Origin of the sequence: Kitasatospora sp. NPDC058492 (genome assembly GCF_042720685.1) — a bacterium.
In the GTDB taxonomy this organism is placed as follows: domain Bacteria; phylum Actinomycetota; class Actinomycetes; order Streptomycetales; family Streptomycetaceae; genus Kitasatospora.
In genome coordinates, this window is sequence record NZ_JBHXMU010000007.1 from 70247 (window position 1) to 86607 (window position 16361).

The window sequence follows — 16361 nt, forward strand, 5'->3', positions numbered from 1 at the left end:
GTGCGCGTGGGCGAATGCCCCCGCCGAGCGCAGCGAGGTGGGCGCATGAGATCCCTCGTCACCCTGCTGCCCGTCGCCGCCGCCGCACTGCGCCGCCGCAAGGCCGCCTTCGCCGGCTCCTACCTCGCCCTGACCCTCGGCGTCACCCTGGTCGCCACCACCGGCACCCTGCTCGACAACACCGCCGGCGACGACTCCCCGCTCGGCGCGCCCTCCCTCCACAAGGTGCTCCTGTTCAGCGCCGCGATGGCCGCCTTCGTCGCCGTCTTCGTCGTCGCCGGCACCTTCGCCTTCGCCGTCGCCCAGCGCCGCCAGGAGATCGCGATGCTGCGCGCCGTCGGCGCCACCCCCCGCCAGGTCGTCGGGCTGATCACCGGCGAGGCCGCCGTCGTCGCCCTCGCCGCCGCCGTCACCGGCTGCCTGCTCGCCCTGCCCGGCGCGCCCGCCCTCGCCGCCTGGCTGGTCGCCCGCGGCGCCGCCCCGGACGGCTTCGCGGCGCACCCGGCCCCCGCCCCGCTGCTCACCGCCGCCGCCGTCGGCCTGCTCGTCGCCCTGCTCGGCGCCGTCACCGCCGCCCTGCGCGCCGGCCGGGTCCGGGCCGTCGAGGCACTCGGCGACGCCGCCGTCGACCGCACGGTCATGACGCCCGTGCGCTGGGCCTGCGCCCTCGCCGGACTGCTCGCCCTGGCCGGCACCGTCGGCTACTACCTGGCCGCCCCGACCATGCCCGCCGCCCCCGGCGACCAGCCGGCCGACCCGCAGCTCGCCTCCCAGTGGGTCCTCGGCGCCGACCTGCTGACGATCACCGCCCTCGCCCTGTTCGCCCCGCTGATCGTCCCGCCCCTGGTCCGGGCGCTCAGCGCGCCACTGGCCCGCGCCGTCGGCGCCGCACCCCTGCTCGCCCGGCAGAACGCGCTCACCGCCGTCCGCCGCACCGTCTCCACCGCCACCCCCGCCTTCCTCACCATCGCCCTCACCGGCACCGTCATCGGCTCCACCGCCGCCTTCGCCGACGCCATGACCGCCCAGAACCGGGCCACCGCCGCCGCCCGGTACGTGCTGCGCCCCGGCGCCACCCCGCTGCCCGACGACGCCGCACACCGGCTCACCGCCGACCGGCCCGGCCTGCGCGCCACCGCCACCACCCCCACCGTGGTCACCGGCCTCGGCGCCGCCCCCGCCGACTTCGCCGACCCCGGCGAGGACTCACCCGCCTCCGCCCCCTCCGCCGCCACCGTCGTCGACGGCGACCTCGCCACCGCCTGGACCCTGCCCGTCGTCCAGGGCGCCGCCGCCGACCTGCACGGCGCCACCCTCGCCGCCTCCACCGACCAGGCCCGCGGCCACGGCTGGACCCTCGGCGACCAGGTCCACCTGCGCCTCGCCGACGGCACCGTCACCGCACTGCGCCTCGCTCTCGTCTACCGCACCCAGCTGGGCCTCGACGAGATCCTGCTCAGCGGCGACGCCACCACCGCCCACCTGGCCGGCGCCCACCCCGGCGCCGTCCACCTCTCCGCCGAACCCCCGGCCGCCGACCGGCTCGGCGGCGAACTCACCGACGCCCGCGCCCCCGGCCCCGACCCCGGCGCCCACTACGCGTGGATCGCCACCACGACCATCCTCGGCCCCGCCCTGCTGTACGCGCTCATCGCGATCGCCAACACCATGGTGATGTCCGCCGCCGACCGCCGACGCGACTTCACCGTCCTGCGGCTGGCCGGCACCCTGCGCCGCCAGGTGCTGCACATGGTCGCCCTGGAAGCCGTCCTGGTCGTCGCCACCGCCGCCGTCCTGGCCCTCGCCGTCACCGCCCTCACCCAGTACGGCACCACCGCCCTGCTCAACCACCGCATCCTGGCCGGCCAGGCCGCCATCGACCCGCAGCTGCCCTGGCTCCCGCTCGGCGCCGCCGCGGCCGTCTGCCTCGCCCTGGCCGTCGCCGCCAGCGTGCTGCCCAGCCGGATCGCCCTCGCCCGCGCCCGGTGACGTTCGCCCGGTGCCGGTCTCCTGGTGACGTTCGCTCAGCGGCGCTCGCCCGGGTGCCCCTCACCCGGGTGACCCTCGCCCGGGTGAGGGGAGTAGGCCGGACGGATGGTGACCGGCGGTCGGGCGCGGCGCTCACCCGAGCACCGGGCCCGACCGCTTGTTAGCGTCCCGTCCATGATCGACAGCCCGCACTCCACCGGCTCCGAACACCCCCGCGCCACCCGCCGCGGCCTCCTGCGCACCGCCCTCGGCGCCACCACCGCCGGAGCCCTCACCCTCACCGGCGCCCGCCCCGCCCCGGCCGCGCCCCGCCCCGCCACCCGGCGCATCGACTTCCACGGCCGCCACCAGGCCGGCATCACCAACCCGCCCCCCGGCTACGGCACCTTCCTCGCCCTCGACGTCAAGGCCCGCGACCGCAAGGCCCTCGAAACCCTCCTGCGCACCCTCACCGACCGCATCCGCTTCCTCACCACCGGCGGCACCCCGCCCGACCTCGGCCCCGCCACCGCCCCCTCCGACAGCGGCACCCTCGGCCCCGACCTGCCCGCCGACGACCTCACCGTCACCGTCGCCGTCGGCGCCTCCCTCTTCGACACCCGCTACGGCCTCACCCGCCACCGCCCCCGCCGGCTCACCGCCATGCGCCCCTTCCCCGTCGACGCGCTGCGCCCCGCCGAATGCCACGGCGACCTCTCGCTCCAGATCTGCGCCGAGAACCGCGACACCGTCCAGCACACCATCCGCGACCTGCTGCGCAGCACCAACGGCCTGATCCGCCCGCGCTGGCAGCTCGACGGCTTCCAGAACCGCTCCCGCCCCACCGGCGCCGCCCGCAACCTGCTCGGCTTCAAGGACGGCATCGAGAACCCCGACACCGCGAACGCCCGCGAACTGGACGCCCTCGTCTGGGTCGGCGAGGGCGGCGACGAACCGCGCTGGGCCGCCGGCGGCAGCTACCAGGTCATCCGCGCCATCCGCACCCTCGTCGCCGGCTGGGACGAGGTGCCGCTCCAGCAGCAGGAACGCCTGATCGGCCGGCGCAAGAACGACGGCGCCCCGCTCGGCGCCGCCGGCGAGACCGACACCCCCGACTACCGCAACGACCCCGACGGCGCCGTCATCCCCCTCGACTCCCACATCCGCCTCGCCAACCCCCGCACCGACGGCACCCGCGACAGCCGCATCCTGCGCCGCGCCTTCAACTACGACCGCGGCCTCGACCCCGACGGCGAACCCGACCTCGGCCTCGCCTTCTGCTGCTACCAGCAGGACGTGGCCCGCCAGTTCGAAGCCGTCCAGACCCGCCTCAACACCGAACCCCTCGCCCGCCACCTCCGCCCCACCGGCGGCGGCTACTTCTACGTCCTCCCCGGCGCCCACGACACCACCGACTGGCTCGGCCGCACCCTCCTCACCACCACCTGAACGCCCCGGTTCGCGCGCCCGTCGCCCCAACCGGGGCGCGGGCGCCCGCCGTTGGGGCGACCTGCCGAAACCGAGGAAGGCCGTCCGCCGCCGCACCGGCCCGCACCCCGACCGCCCCAGCGGCCGGGTTGTCGGTGGGGCGGGTGATGATGGGGGCTGTTTCGAGAGGCAGGACGGAAGGACACCCCCTTATGAGCTGGTGGCAGCAGCCACTGGTCGGCTTCGACCTGGAGACCACGGGCACCGACCCGGCCGTGGACCGCATCGTCACGGCCGCGCTCGTGGACACCGTCGGGGCCCGCCGGGTGGGGGCCGTGCACTGGCTGCTCGACCCCGGGGTCCCGATCCCGGCCGAGGCGGAGGCGATCCACGGCATCGGCGACGACCTGGCCCGCGGCAAGGGCCGGCCGGCCAAGGAGGCGGTGGAAGAGATAGCCGGCGCGCTCTGCGAGCGGCTCGCCGCAGGGCGCCCGGTGGTCGCGTTCAACGCGCCGTTCGACCTGTCGCTGCTCGACGCCGAGCTGCGCCGGTACGGGCTGGTGCCGCTCGCCGAGCGCCTCGGCGCCCCGGTCGGGCCGGTGCTGGACGCGCTGGTCGTCGACCGGGCGGTGGACAAGTACCGCAAGGGCTCGCGCACCCTGCAGCGGGTCTGCGAGGTGTACGGCGTCGAGCTGACGGACGCGCACGAGGCGGGCAGCGACGCGCTGGCGGCCGTCCGGGTCGCCGTCGCGCTCGCCGAGCGCTACCGGGCCGAGGTCGGCGACGTCGCGCCGGCCGAGCTGCACGGGCGCCAGATCGGCTGGTACCGGGAGTGGGCGGAGGGCTTGCAGGCGTGGCTGCGCCGCGGCAAGGACCCGCAGGCCGTGGTCGACCCGCGGTGGCCGATGAGGTAGCCGCCCCCGGTGTGGCCGGTGAGTCGGCTATTCGGCGGGCCAGTCGAAGGCGTAGCCCTGGGCGACCAGCCAGGGCAGCAGCTGCTTGAGCGCGGCCACGGTCTGGGTGCGGTCGCCGCCGCCGTCGTGCATCAGGATCACGCCGCCGGGCTTGAGCTGCTTCTGCACGGTGGAGACGATGGCGGGCACGCCCGGGCGGGACCAGTCGCGCGGGTCGACGGACCAGCCGAGCGAGGACATGCCGAGGCTCGCGGTGATCTGTTCGTTGTCGGCGTTGAAGCCGCCGCCGGGGGCGCGGAACCAGTCGACCCGGGTGCCGGGGCCGCCGGCCTTGACGATCATGTCCCTGGCGGCGGAGATCTCGTAGACGGCCTTGTCGTGGGGGAGCTTCGCGAACGGCTGCGGGTGGTGGACGCTGTGGTCGCAGAGCCGGTGGCCGGCCGCGAGGACGCGCTTGACCAGGGCCGGGTTGGCGGCGGCGTTCTGGCCGATCTCGCAGAAGGTGGCCTTGGCGTGGTACTGGGCGAGCAGGTCGAGGATCTGGCCGGTGGCGGGGCCGGGGCCGTCGTCGAAGGTGAGCGCCACGGTGCGGCCGCCGGAGGCGGTGGAGCCGATGACGGTGCCCGGCTTGACCGGCGCGGGCGGCGGCGCGGGGGTGCCCGCGGGCGTGGTCGCGACGGCCGTGGTGGTGACCGGGGTGCTCGGCGTGCCGCCGTGGGGCGGGGCGCTCGTCCCGGCCGGCGCCTGGGGCGTGTGCGGCTTCGGGACGGCCGGCGGGGCGGCGGAGGCGGGTGCGCCGTCGGAGCCGGGGGTGGGCGCGACGGTGGCGACGGGCCCGTCGGTCGGCCGGCCGTCGGTCGGCGCGAGGGTGATCGGGGGCTGGGTGCTGACGCCGGCCGTCGGCTGGAGGGCTCCGCTGGCGGTGCCGCACGCGGCCAGTCCCAGGGCGGCGGCCGCCACGACGCAGCCTGCGACCAGCCGGCGGCGGGCCGTGAGCGCGGTACGGGTCGGGGGGGAGGGCCGGCGGGTGGCGGAGTGGGGCATGGCGGCGGCTCCTGTGGTGCAGAGGGGTGCAGAGGACGGGCGCCGATCCCTCGGTCAGGATGACTGTCCGATAGGACGCCGAGCGTACGTGCCCCGGTTGCGGAGCGGACCGCAGCGCCGTAGGAGTCTTCTCACACGCGCCCGGGTTGGCGCCCCCGCGGCCCGCCGGGTATCCCGGGGGCCGCGCCGGGGGCGTCCCGGCACTTCAGAGGCCCGGCACCTCAGGGGCCCGTCCCTTCAGGAGCCGTCACTTCGGAAGCTCGACGCCCCAGGAGCCCGGCGCCTCAGAACGGGTACCAGCGCACCTCGGTGGCGCCCTCCCGCAGTGAGGCGACCCGGCGCCGGAACTCCGCCAGCGCGGCCGGGTTGCCGGGTACCTGCTGGGCGACCCAGGAGGCGCTGGCGGTCTCCCGGGCCCCGCGCAGCACCGCGAAGCCGGGCCAGGCGCGCACGTCCCAGCCGTACGCCTCGACGAAGGCCCGGTACTCCTCGCCGGGCACGCCGTACCGGTCGTGGCTGAGCGCGAGGACCACCAGGTCGTGTTCGCGCAGGTCGTGCGAGACGTTCTCCAGGTCGAGCAGGACGGGCCCGTCCGGGCCGACGTGGACGTTGCGGGGCAGTGCGTCGCCGTGGATCACGCCGGGGTGCAGGTGCGGGGCGAGGTCGGGCAGGGCGGCGGCGAAGCCGTCGCGGCGGTGGCGCAGGAAGGCGACGTCGGCCGGGTCGACGTGGCCCTCGGCGGAGGCCAGCCAGCGTTCGACGGGGGCCAGCAGGTCGCGGTGGGCGAGCGGGAAGGGCGGCAGCGGCAGCCGGTGCAGGGTGCGCAGCAGCGGGGCGAGGTCGGCGGGGCGGGCGGGGTGGACGGCGGGGGCGAGCCGGTGCCAGAAGGTGACGGGGTGCCCGTGGGCGAGCTGGGGCTCGGCTTCCACCGCGTCGTACGGGCGGACCACCGGGACGTCCTGGGCGGCGAGCCAGTGGGCGACGGCGAGTTCGTGCCGCGCCCGTTCGTACAGTTCGGGGCCGCGGCCGACCTTGGCGACGACGGCAGGGTCGCCGAGGTCGAAGACGGCGTTCTCGCCGAGTGCGAGCAGCCGGGCGTCGCCGGGGCCGGGCAGTCCGGCGGACTCGCAGGCGTGGGCGAGCAGCAGCCGGGCGCGGCCTTCGTCGAAGGGGATCATGGCGGTGCTCCGTTGGGGCGGCGTTCATCCGGAGGCCTCCGGACGGTGATCATCATGACGGACCGGGGTGGGGTTTTCCCTACCTTCCTACCCTGACATCTCCTCCTAGGGGGTAGGGGGAGAGATCCACCCTGAGGGGGAGCTGTCTCCACCCGGAGCACGAGGTCAAGGGTGGTGCGCCCGGGGGAAACTGGGCCGGGGCCGCTGAGCGGCGGCCCCGACGGGGGTTGGACCACGGGGGCTCCTTGCCGGTCGGCAAGCAAGTGCTCGTAGGATGACGCCCAGACCTACTTACCTGCCGACCGGCTAGGGAGCGCCGCCGCGCGTCTCCCACCGGTCCAGCCGTCGCCCGGCGTCCCGTCCCCCAAGGGCTGCGGTGAACCATGCCCAGGAGGCATCGAGCATGTTCCACCGACTAGGACAATTCGTCGTACGCCGCGCGTGGTGGGTGATCATCGCGTGGGTGATCGGAATGATCGCCGTCATCATGACCGCGCCGAAGGTCAGCTCGCAGACCGACGAAGCCGCGTTCCTCCCCAAGCACTACGAGTCCATCCAGGCCGCACAGGTGCAGGAGCGGGCCTTCCCGGCCGCCTTCACCCCGGGCGCGCTCGCACTCTTCGAGCGCAACGACGGCGCCGCGTTCACCGACGCGGACAAGGCCGCGATGGGCAAGCTCGTCCAGGACCTGACGGCCAAGAAGATCGACGGCGTCGAGAAGATCATCCCGCCGTCCGACCAGCTGGGCATATCCCCGGACCACAAGTACGCGATGGCCATGATCGCCGTCGACAAGTCGAAGCAGCAGGACCAGAACAAGACCGCGGACATCGCCAAGGCCATCCGTGACGACGGCAAGGCGCTGGCCTCCGGCACCGACCTGAAGTTCCAGCTCGGCGGCCCCGCCGCCCAGGCGCTCGACCAGAAGGAAGCCTCCGGCTCGGCCGAGGGCATCATCACCATGGCCACGGTCCTGCTGGTCATCGTGATCGTCGGCATCATCTTCCGCGGCATCCTGGCCGGCCTGCTGCCGGTCCTGGTCTCGCTGATGATCGCGCTGCCCGCCTCCATCGGCCTGATCAACTACGCGACCGACATCTTCGACCTCAAGAGCACACCCATCCTGATGGCGATCCTGATCGTCGTCGTGCTCGGCGTCGGCACCGACTACTTCCTGTTCCTCGCCTTCCGCTACCGCGAGCGGCTGCGGGCCGGCGACGACCGCAACGCCGCCGTCGCCAACGCGGTCGGCCGGGTCGGCGAGGCGATCGCCTCCGCCGCCGGCGCCGTCACCATCGCCTTCGCCGCGCTGATCCTCTCCAGCCTCGGCATGTTCCAGGCACTCGGCCCCGCGCTGGCGATCGCGGTCGTGGTCACCGCCCTGGCCTCGATCACCCTGGCCCCCGCGCTGCTCGCGGTCATCCCCGCCCGCGCCGTCTTCTGGCCCGGCAAGAAGTGGACGAACGAGCCGAGCACCGCGCGCTTCACCGCGCTCGGCCGGATCGTCCAGAAGCGCCCGGCGCTGGCCGCCGTCGCCTCCGGCGGCGTACTGGTCGCCCTGTCCGTGGGCGCGCTCGGCTACAACGGCAACTTCGACATGGCCGGCAGCTCCATGCCCAAGGACAAGGAGTCGATGGTCGTCCAGGACACGATGGCCAAGGGCTTCTCCGCCGGCGCCGCCGACCCGAGCCAGGTCTACCTGAGCAGCACCGACGGCAAGAAGCTCGACCCGGCCTCCTTCCCGGCCTACGCCGACAAGCTGCAGGGCGTCGTCGGGGTCTCCAAGGTCTACCTGCCGAGCGCCGACGCCAAGAGCATCAGCGCCGACGGCGCCACCGCCCAGTTCACCGTCATGCTCAAGGACGCCCCGGCCAGCAACGAGGCGATCGACGCGGTGACCGAGCTGCGCACCGTCGCCCACGCGCAGGCCCCGGCCGGCAGCGAGGCCAAGGTCGGCGGCCTCACCTCGGTGTTCAAGGACATCAACCTGGCGATGACCCACGACTACAAGCTGGTCTTCCCGATCGCCGGGCTGCTGATCCTGCTCATCCTGGCCCTCCAGCTGCGCAGCGTGGTCGCCCCCTGGTACCTGATGGCCTCGGTCGGCCTCGGCTTCAGCGCCACGCTGGGCGCCACCACGCTGATCTTCCAGAAGATCGGCAACGAGACCGGCCTGATGTTCATGATGCCGATCCTCATCTACCTCTTCGTGGTGGCGATCGGGACGGACTACAACATCCTGATCATCGCCCGTCTGCGCGAGGAGGCCCGCGCGGGCCGCAGCCCGCGCGAGGCGGCCCGCGAGGCGCTGCGCCACGCAGGCCCGACCGTCGCCGCGGCCGGCTTCATCCTGGCGGCCTCGTTCGGGACGTTCATGCTCGCCGGCAACACCTTCATGATGGAGTTCGGCTTCGCCATGGCCTTCGGCATCGTGCTGGCGGCCTTCGTGATGGCGATGTTCTTCACCCCGGCGCTCACCGCGCTGATCGGCAACCGGGCCTGGTGGCCCGGCCACGGCGCCGACCCCGACCCCGAGCATGGCCACGGCGGGGGCCACGGTGCCGGCCCGGCGCCGGCGGCGGACGCGTACGGCGTGCCGGAGCCGGCCGGACGGCGCTGATCGCTTCGTTCGGACACGGGCGACGCCCGACCGACGCGCCAAACAGGCGGCGTCCCGCTTCGGCGGGGCGCCGCTTGCCCCCTTTTCCTGGCCGCCAAACGTGATCTGTCGAGCACAAAAGTCCCCGGTCAATCGGGGTGTCGCCGTGCTACAGTCGACCCAGTTGCAGTTTTGGTTCCCATGAACGTATGTGTGCGCCTGCTGGTTCCAACCAACAGGCGCATTTGTTTTGTCCGGTGTTTCAGTCTCCGGATGGGGATCGCGGCTACTCCGGGGTTCACGCGGTGTGAATCCCTGATGCCCCAGTTTTTGAGGAGACGGTTATGGCTACCGGCACCGTGAAGTGGTTCAACAGCGAAAAGGGCTTCGGCTTCATCGAGCAGGCCGAGGGCGGCCCGGACGTGTTCGCCCACTACTCGAACATCGTGGCGAACGGCTTCCGTGAGCTCGTCGAGGGCCAGCAGGTCGAGTTCGACGTCACCCAGGGCCAGAAGGGCCCGCAGGCCGAGAACATCCGCGTCATCTGACGTCAGCCTCCACGCTGACTCGCGATCTCGCGAAGCGGGGGCCCGTACCAGACGGTGCGGGCCCCCGCGCATGCCGCCGTACGGCCGGGGCGGCGAATTTCCTACCGACGGCCGACCAGCCCCCACCCGGGGCTGCCGACCGACGTATGGAGACTTCGTGACCACCCCTGCCCGCCCGCCGCGTGACCGCGCCGCCCGCACCACCGACCAGCCCCGCCGCGGCGAGAACCCGCGCCGCAGCGCCGGCGCCGGCCGTGCCGAGAACACCGGCCGTGGCGAGAGCGCTGGCCGCACCGGCGCCGGCGACCGCGCCCGCCGCGGCGAGAACCCGCGTGGTACCGGCGACGCCGAGCGCGCCCGCAAGCCGCGCGGCCGCACCGGCGCCCCCAAGAACACCCGCGCCGCCGCCGTGCCCGAGGCCGCCGACTTCACCGTCGTCGAGGGCACCCCGGCCCGGCCCCCGGCGGACACCTTCGCCGAGCTGGACCTGCCCAAGGGCATCCTCAGCACGCTCACCCGCGAAGGCGTCATCGCGCCGTTCCCGATCCAGGGCGCCACGCTGCCCGACTCGATCGCCGGCCGCGACGTGCTCGGCCGCGGCCGCACCGGCTCCGGCAAGACCCTCGCCTTCGGCCTGCCGCTGCTCGCCCGCACCGCCGGGCGCCGCGCCGTCGCCCGCTACCCGCTGGCGCTCGTCCTGGTGCCCACCCGCGAGCTCGCCCAGCAGGTCACCGACGCGCTCACCCCCTACGCGACCGCCGTCAACCTGCGGATCACCACCGTCGTCGGCGGCATGTCGATCAACCGCCAGGCCAACGCCGTTCGCCGTGGCACCGAGGTCCTGGTCGCCACCCCCGGCCGGCTCGACGACCTGATCGGCCGCGGTGACGTCAACCTGTCCGACGTCGCCATCACCGTCCTCGACGAGGCCGACCAGATGGCCGACATGGGCTTCCTCCCGCAGGTCAGCAAGCTGCTGGAGCAGGTCGCCGAGGGCGGGCAGCGGATGCTGTTCTCCGCGACCCTGGACCGCAACGTCGACCGCCTGGTCAAGCGCTTCCTCACCGACCCGGTCACCCACTCGGTCGACCCGTCGGCCGGCGCGGTCACCACCATGGACCACCACGTCCTCCAGCTGGACCAGGCCGACAAGGCGTCCACCACCGCGCACATCGCCTCCCGCGACGGGCGCGTGATCATGTTCGTGCACACCAAGCACGGCGCCGACCGCCTCGCCAAGCAGCTGCTCGCCACCGGCGTCCGGGCCGCGGCCCTGCACGGCGGCAAGTCCCAGCCGCAGCGCAACCGGGTCCTCGATCAGTTCCGCGACGGCCACGTCACCGCGCTGATCGCCACCAACGTCGCCGCCCGCGGCATCCACATCGAAGGCCTCGACCTGGTCGTCAACGTCGACCCGCCGGTCGACCACAAGGACTACCTGCACCGCGGCGGCCGCACCGCCCGGGCCGGCGAGTCCGGCACCGTCGTCACCCTCGTCCTGCCCGAGCAGCGCCGCGAGGTCAACCGGCTGATGACGGTCGCGGGCATCCGCCCCACCGTCACCAAGGTCCGCCCCGGCGACGCCGACCTCGCCAAGATCACCGGCGCCCGCACCCCCAGCGGCGTCGCGGTCGCCGTCGCCGTCCCCGCGCCCGCCGAGGCCCCCGCCGCCAAGGCCGACGCCAAGTCCGGCAACCCGCGCCGCCGCCCCGGCAAGCGCTCCGCCCTGCCCGCCGACGTCGACATGAACGGCAACCCGCGCCGCCCCCGCCCCAAGCAGCGCATGGGCGGCGCCGCCGCCCAGGGCGACCGCCCCCAGGCGGCCGGCTTCATCGGCCGCTCCTCCGGCCGCGCCAAGCCCGGCAGCGGCGCCAAGTCCGGCTCCAACTACGGCACCGGCCGCCAGCGCCGCGCCTTCGACTAACCCCCGGCGAACCACCGACGGCCCGGCCCCCTCGCACCGAGGGGGCCGGGCCGTTTCGTCGCGGGGCCCGTCTGTCTGACGGACACCATCACCCTGCGGCGGTCCGAACCTCCGTTGATGTTGGTCATGTGCAATGCTATGTACATCACCAACATCGATCGACGGAGGTATCCGGATGTCCGTGACACAGATCGACATCGATGAAGAGGCGCTGGAACGAGCAATGACGCTCGCCGGAGTTCGGACCAAGAAGGACGCCGTCAACCTCGCACTGCGCTTCTACGCCGAGCGGCAGGAACGTGCTGCCCGGATCAGCCGGCATTTCGAGCGGGCTCAGCACTGGGGCGCCGTCGAGGACGCAGAGCGGATGCACCGAGCCGAGAAGGACGCCCGGTGATCTATCTCCTCGACACCTCTGGACTTGTCCGGCTGTTGGGCGAGCCCAAGCTCCTGGCCGTTTGGTACGACGCGATCGACGCAGGCTCGATCGCGTCGTGCTACCCGCAGCGCGCAGAGTTTCTGTACAACGCGCGCAGCGGCCGGGAGTACGACGAGATCACCGAGATGTTCGCCGACCTGTACCCGGACGTCTCGGTACCGAAGAACGCTGGGCGCTGGATCGACACGGTTCAGCGGCGCATGGCCCTCGCCGGGCAGCACCGTAGTGCCTCCGCGGTCGACCTCATGATCGCGGCGACGGCCGCACACCACGGCCTCACGGTCCTCCACGACGATGCGGACTACCGCACTGTGGCGCGGCACGCCGCTGATCTGAGCGAGCACAGCATCCTCGATCACGAGTGAGCCGGCCCCGTGGTCAGGCAGTGAGCGTCTGGGGCATCGTGGCGGCCGTACGCGCCTCGTCGTAGCGCTCCAGGAGGAGGGCGGCCAGTTCGGGGGCGGGGCCCAGGACGTCGGCGACGGCGTCCGCTCCGGCGGCCGCGTCGGCGATGCGGTCGGGCAGGAGGCCAGGGGCCAGCAGGTAGGGGGAGACGGCGGTGCGGGCGGCGCCCGCGGCGCGCAGGGCGGCCAGGGCGTCGGGCACGCGCGGGCCGGTGGCGGAGGCGTAGGCCACCTCGACGGCGGCCCAGCCGCGGCTGCGGCGCCACGCGGCGGCCACCGCGCGGGTGGCGGCGTCGGCGGCCGGGTCGGAGGAGCCGGCCGCCGCGAGCACCACGCCGGTGCGGGCCCGGACGGCGGCCGAGTGCACGTCCACCCCGGCCTCGGCGAGGCGGCGCTCCAGGGCGGCGAGCAGCAGCGGCGACGGGCCCAGGACGGCGGCGACGGGCAGGGCCGCGTCCGCCGTGCGCAGGGCGGCCGGGATGTCGTGCTTGGCGTGGTAGGCCCGGTTGAGCAGCAGCGGGACGGCCACCGCGTCGTCGAGCCGCCCGACGACCTGCGGGATGCGCGGCGCGCAGTGGTCCAGGTAGGCGGTGGCGACGTCCAGCCCGGGGCGCAGCACCCGCACCTCCTGGACCAGTGCGGCCACGGTCGCGGCGTGCCGCGGGTCGCGGCTGCCGTGGGCGATCAGCAGGAGGGCGGGCATCGGCGTCGGCCTTACTTGGCGGCGGCCAGCAGGCCGCGGTTGCGCAGCACCCGGCGTTCGACCGGGGTGAAGACGAGCAGTTCGATGGCGATGCCGACGAACAGGATCAGGATGATGCCGAGCAGCACCCCGGACATGTCGGAGAACTCGCGCTGGTCCTCCAGGAACCGGCCCAGGCCCCGGCCGAGGTCGGGGGAGGAGGCGACGAGTTCTGCGGCCATCAGGGAGCGCCAGGAGAACGCCCAGCCCTGCTTGAGGCCGGCCAGGTAGCCGGGCAGCGCGGCGGGGATGAGGACGTGCCGGGCGCCGGTGAGGCCGGTGGCGCCGATGGTGCGTCCGGCGCGCAGGAACAGCGGCGGCACCTGGTCGATGCCGGCGATCAGGCCGTTGGCGATGGAGGGGACGGCGCCGAGCAGGATGACCGCGTACATCATCTGGTCGTTGATGCCGAGCCAGATGACCGCGGCCGGCACCCAGGCGACCGAGGGCAGCGACTGCAGGCCCTGGAGGACCGTGCCGATGGCGGTGCGCACCGGCCGGACGCGGGCGACGACCAGCCCGATCGGGGTGCCGATGACGACGGCGAGCAGGAAGCCGGACAGGCCGCGCCAGACGCTGGTCCAGATGATCGAGAACAGCGTGCCCTGGTACCAGAGGTCCTGGGCGGAGTGCCACACGTCGGTCGGGCTGGGCAGCTTGTAGGCGGAGGTGAGGTGCAGGCTGTACGCCCCCTGCCACAGGGCGAGCACCACGAGGACGCCGATCAGCGGCGGCAGGGCCTTGGTCCGCAGTGCCTGGCCGAGCGAGCCGCGCTGGGCCGAGACGGAGTCGAGGGCGTCCAGGCCGGCGCCGACACCGGCGGTGTCCGTGGCGGCGGCCTTGTCGGTCTTGTCGGCCTTCTCCAGGACCGGGGTGCTGTCAGTGCTGGCCATGGCGACGGATCTCCCCACGCAGTTCTTCGGTGATCTCGATGGACAGGTCGGCGACGCCGGCGGATTCGATGCGGCGCGGCTGCGGCAGGTCGATCCGCCACTCGCGGGCGACGCGGCCGGGGCGGGAGGAGAGCAGGACGACGCGCTGGGCCAGGCGCACGGCCTCGCGCACGTTGTGGGTGACGAACAGGACGGACAGCTGCCGTTCGGCCCAGATCCGGGTGATCTCGTCGTGCAGCACGTCGCGGGTGATGGCGTCGAGCGCGGCGAACGGCTCGTCCATCAGCAGCACCTGGCTGCCCTGGGCGAGCGCGCGGGCCATCGCGACGCGCTGGCGCATGCCGCCGGACAGCTCGTGCACGCGCTTGCCGTACGAGCCCTTGAGGCGGACGAGTTCGAGCAGGCGCTCGGCTTCGGCGCGGCGCTCGGCGCGGGGGACGCCGGCCAGCTTGAGGGCGAGTTCGATGTTGCGGCCGGCGGTGAGCCAGGGGAACAGCGCGTGCTCCTGGAACATGAGCGCGGGGCGGCCGCCCGGCACCTCGATGGCGCCGGCGGTGGGCTGGTCGAGGCCGGCGACCAGGTTGAGCAGGGTGGACTTGCCGCAGCCCGAGGCGCCGAGCAGGGTGACGAACTCGCCGGGCGCGACGTCGAGGGTGATGTCGTCCAGGACGTGGGTCTGCGCGCCCGGGCGGCCGAAGGACTTGTGCACGTGCGAGATCCGGACGGCGGGCGCGGCGCCGCCGGCGCCGGCGCCGGCGGTGTCCGCCGAGGTGGTCAGTGCCGGGGTCATCCGGGCACCTCCTGCGTGAGTGGTCTGGCTGAGGGCTGGCGGAGCGGGGGCCGGGGCCCGGCCCCGCCCGTCCCGGTGGGCATCGATCGCGGATCGACCGGGTGGGCGGGGGTCCGGACCGCGGAGTCGGGGCGGACTCGGCGCCGCGTGGTGCTGCTCGGCGCCGGGTGGCGCTACTTGGCGCCGAGTCCGGCGTCCGCCACGGGGCCCTGGCCCTTGGCCGCGAGCACCTTGTTGAGCAGGGTGAGGTCGTAGATGCCGTTCAGGTTGGCCCCCGCGCCAGCGGAACTTGATTTGGGCAGCTTGAGGAGCCCGGCGGTGACGGCGTGGTCGGCCTCGGCCTGGAGGGTGTTCGCCAGCGGGTCGTCGAGGAAGTCGATGTCGGCCCAGGCGGGGTCGAGGATGGCCGGCTCCAGCGCGTTGCCGGCCTCCTTCTTGATCGCCTCGTTGGCGTCGGCCTTGGCCTTGTCCGGGTTGGCCTTGATGAAGGCGTTGGTGTTCACCGAGCCGCGCAGCACGGCCTCCACCACGTCCGGGTGCTCCTTGAGGAACTTCTGCGAGACGATGATGTTGGTGATCACGAACTTCTTGTCCGGCCAGACGTCCTTCTCGTTGAGCAGGACCTTCGCGCCGAGGGTGACCAGCTTGGAGGCGGTGGGCTCGGGCACCCAGGCGCCGTCGATGGAGCCCTGCCGGTAGGCGTCGGGGGTGACCTTGTTGTCGGTGCGCACCACCGAGACGTCGCCGGCGCCGGACGCCGCGTCGACCTTGAAGCCCTTGCCCGCCAGGTAGTTGAGCAGCGCCACGTCCTGGGTGTTGCCCAGCTGCGGGGTGGCGATCTTCTTGCCCTTGAGGTCGTCCAGCGAGGAGATCTTGTCCGGGTTGACCACCAGCTTGACCCCGCCGGAGGCCGAGCCGCCGATGATCTTCAGGGACTGGCCGTCGGACTTGGTGTAGCCGTTGATCGCGGGGGAGGGGCCGATCCAGCCGATGTCGATGGAGCCGGCGTTGAGCGCCTCGATCTCGGAGGGGCCCGCGTTGAAGACCTGGGTCTTGATCTGGGTGGCGCCCAACTCCTTCTGGAACAGCCCCTCCTGGAGGCCGACCAGGGCGGTGCCGTGGGTCAGGTTCGCGAAGTAGCCGATCTTCACGGTGTCCGCGGACAGCTTCGCGCCGGAGGCGCCGGCCGAACTGGCGGCGGAGTCGGCGCCCGCCTTCTTGTCGTCCGCCTTGGAGCCGTAGCTGCACGCCGACAGCAGGGTCACGGCGGTCAGGCCGGCCACGGCGGCCACCGCGGAGCGTCTGATCCGGCCGGCGTTGGGGCGGGCATGGGTATGCGAGGGGGCCAGGTTCGGTGCCATGGTGAAGTCCTGTTCATCGACGGACCGTCGGGAGGCGGTCTCGGGGACGTGGCGGTCGCCCGTCGGGGCGGCCGGGGGTCGCAACTCAGCGCTGTCGGCCCGCACATCGGGTCAGGCCGCCCTGGCCGC

General features: G+C 73.8%; 14 protein-coding genes. 8 read left to right on the top strand and 6 right to left on the bottom strand.

Annotation, left to right across the window (positions count from 1 at the left end):
• Positions 1 to 45 precede the first annotated feature (45 nt).
• From ACFWPI_RS07025 to ACFWPI_RS07035, 3 genes are all read left to right on the top strand, one after another.
• A complete protein-coding gene (locus ACFWPI_RS07025) occupies positions 46 to 1989 on the top strand; it encodes an FtsX-like permease family protein (protein WP_380372462.1) in 1944 nt (647 codons plus the stop codon).
• A 174-nt stretch (positions 1990 to 2163) separates the two neighbouring features.
• The gene (gene efeB, locus ACFWPI_RS07030; protein WP_380372459.1) at positions 2164 to 3417 is read left to right on the top strand and encodes an iron uptake transporter deferrochelatase/peroxidase subunit; all 1254 of its coding nucleotides are present in this window, start codon (positions 2164 to 2166) and stop codon (positions 3415 to 3417) included.
• 191 nt (positions 3418 to 3608) lie between these two features.
• Positions 3609 to 4310 (top strand): exonuclease domain-containing protein, encoded by a 702-nt coding sequence (locus ACFWPI_RS07035; RefSeq protein WP_063347107.1) that lies wholly within the window; start codon positions 3609 to 3611, stop codon positions 4308 to 4310.
• Between the two features lie 27 nt (positions 4311 to 4337).
• Here the strand turns inward: ACFWPI_RS07035 and ACFWPI_RS07040 are convergent, their stop codons facing one another.
• Positions 4338 to 5354: a polysaccharide deacetylase family protein gene (locus ACFWPI_RS07040; RefSeq protein ID WP_380372455.1), complete on the bottom strand. Its 1017-nt coding sequence runs from the start codon at positions 5352 to 5354 to the stop codon at positions 4338 to 4340.
• A 284-nt stretch (positions 5355 to 5638) separates the two neighbouring features.
• Positions 5639 to 6532 (bottom strand): phosphotransferase enzyme family protein, encoded by an 894-nt coding sequence (locus ACFWPI_RS07045; RefSeq protein ID WP_380372452.1) that lies wholly within the window; start codon positions 6530 to 6532, stop codon positions 5639 to 5641.
• Between the two features lie 403 nt (positions 6533 to 6935).
• Between ACFWPI_RS07045 and ACFWPI_RS07050 the strand changes: the two genes are divergently transcribed.
• From ACFWPI_RS07050 to ACFWPI_RS07070, 5 genes are all read left to right on the top strand, one after another.
• Positions 6936 to 9152 carry an MMPL family transporter gene (locus ACFWPI_RS07050; protein ID WP_063347105.1) on the top strand — a complete coding sequence of 739 codons (2217 nt, stop codon included), beginning with the start codon at positions 6936 to 6938 and terminating at the stop codon, positions 9150 to 9152.
• Between the two features lie 323 nt (positions 9153 to 9475).
• The gene (locus ACFWPI_RS07055) at positions 9476 to 9679 is read left to right on the top strand and encodes a cold-shock protein (RefSeq protein ID WP_063347104.1); all 204 of its coding nucleotides are present in this window, start codon (positions 9476 to 9478) and stop codon (positions 9677 to 9679) included.
• A 157-nt stretch (positions 9680 to 9836) separates the two neighbouring features.
• Positions 9837 to 11603, top strand: coding sequence for a DEAD/DEAH box helicase (locus ACFWPI_RS07060; protein ID WP_380372449.1), 1767 nt, complete (start codon positions 9837 to 9839; stop codon positions 11601 to 11603).
• Positions 11604 to 11778: 175 nt separating this feature from the next.
• On the top strand, positions 11779 to 12000 hold the full coding sequence (locus ACFWPI_RS07065) for a type II toxin-antitoxin system VapB family antitoxin (RefSeq protein ID WP_371516508.1): 222 nt from the start codon (positions 11779 to 11781) through the stop codon (positions 11998 to 12000).
• Positions 11997 to 12407, top strand: a complete 411-nt coding sequence (locus ACFWPI_RS07070; protein WP_371516507.1) for a PIN domain-containing protein — start codon at positions 11997 to 11999, stop codon at positions 12405 to 12407. Before ACFWPI_RS07065 ends, ACFWPI_RS07070 begins: the two co-directional genes overlap by 4 nt.
• A gap of 13 nt (positions 12408 to 12420) precedes the next feature.
• Here ACFWPI_RS07070 and ACFWPI_RS07075 read toward each other — a convergent pair whose 3' ends face one another.
• The 4 genes from ACFWPI_RS07075 to ACFWPI_RS07090 form a co-directional block, all read right to left on the bottom strand.
• On the bottom strand, positions 12421 to 13149 hold the full coding sequence (locus ACFWPI_RS07075) for a sirohydrochlorin chelatase (RefSeq protein WP_380372444.1): 729 nt from the start codon (positions 13147 to 13149) through the stop codon (positions 12421 to 12423).
• An 11-nt stretch (positions 13150 to 13160) separates the two neighbouring features.
• Complete coding sequence (locus ACFWPI_RS07080) at positions 13161 to 14081, bottom strand: ABC transporter permease (RefSeq protein WP_063347101.1); 921 nt, start codon at positions 14079 to 14081, stop codon at positions 13161 to 13163.
• Positions 14068 to 14871, bottom strand: coding sequence for an ABC transporter ATP-binding protein (locus ACFWPI_RS07085; RefSeq protein WP_063347100.1), 804 nt, complete (start codon positions 14869 to 14871; stop codon positions 14068 to 14070). Before ACFWPI_RS07085 ends, ACFWPI_RS07080 begins: the two co-directional genes overlap by 14 nt.
• A 173-nt stretch (positions 14872 to 15044) precedes the next feature.
• Entirely contained in the window at positions 15045 to 16232 is a 1188-nt protein-coding gene (locus tag ACFWPI_RS07090; protein WP_063351024.1) for an aliphatic sulfonate ABC transporter substrate-binding protein, read from the bottom strand.
• Between the last annotated feature and the right edge of the window lie 129 nt (positions 16233 to 16361).

Coding starts and splice junctions, on each gene's coding strand:
- ACFWPI_RS07025 (WP_380372462.1), top strand. CDS start 46: ATGAGATCCCTCGTCACCCTGCTGCCCGTCGCCGCCGCCGCACTGCGC.
- efeB (WP_380372459.1), top strand. CDS start 2,164: ATGATCGACAGCCCGCACTCCACCGGCTCCGAACACCCCCGCGCCACC.
- ACFWPI_RS07035 (WP_063347107.1), top strand. CDS start 3,609: ATGAGCTGGTGGCAGCAGCCACTGGTCGGCTTCGACCTGGAGACCACG.
- ACFWPI_RS07040 (WP_380372455.1), bottom strand. CDS start 5,354: ATGCCCCACTCCGCCACCCGCCGGCCCTCCCCCCCGACCCGTACCGCG.
- ACFWPI_RS07045 (WP_380372452.1), bottom strand. CDS start 6,532: ATGATCCCCTTCGACGAAGGCCGCGCCCGGCTGCTGCTCGCCCACGCC.
- ACFWPI_RS07050 (WP_063347105.1), top strand. CDS start 6,936: ATGTTCCACCGACTAGGACAATTCGTCGTACGCCGCGCGTGGTGGGTG.
- ACFWPI_RS07055 (WP_063347104.1), top strand. CDS start 9,476: ATGGCTACCGGCACCGTGAAGTGGTTCAACAGCGAAAAGGGCTTCGGC.
- ACFWPI_RS07065 (WP_371516508.1), top strand. CDS start 11,779: ATGTCCGTGACACAGATCGACATCGATGAAGAGGCGCTGGAACGAGCA.
- ACFWPI_RS07075 (WP_380372444.1), bottom strand. CDS start 13,149: ATGCCCGCCCTCCTGCTGATCGCCCACGGCAGCCGCGACCCGCGGCAC.
- ACFWPI_RS07080 (WP_063347101.1), bottom strand. CDS start 14,081: ATGGCCAGCACTGACAGCACCCCGGTCCTGGAGAAGGCCGACAAGACC.
- ACFWPI_RS07085 (WP_063347100.1), bottom strand. CDS start 14,871: ATGACCCCGGCACTGACCACCTCGGCGGACACCGCCGGCGCCGGCGCC.
- ACFWPI_RS07090 (WP_063351024.1), bottom strand. CDS start 16,232: ATGGCACCGAACCTGGCCCCCTCGCATACCCATGCCCGCCCCAACGCC.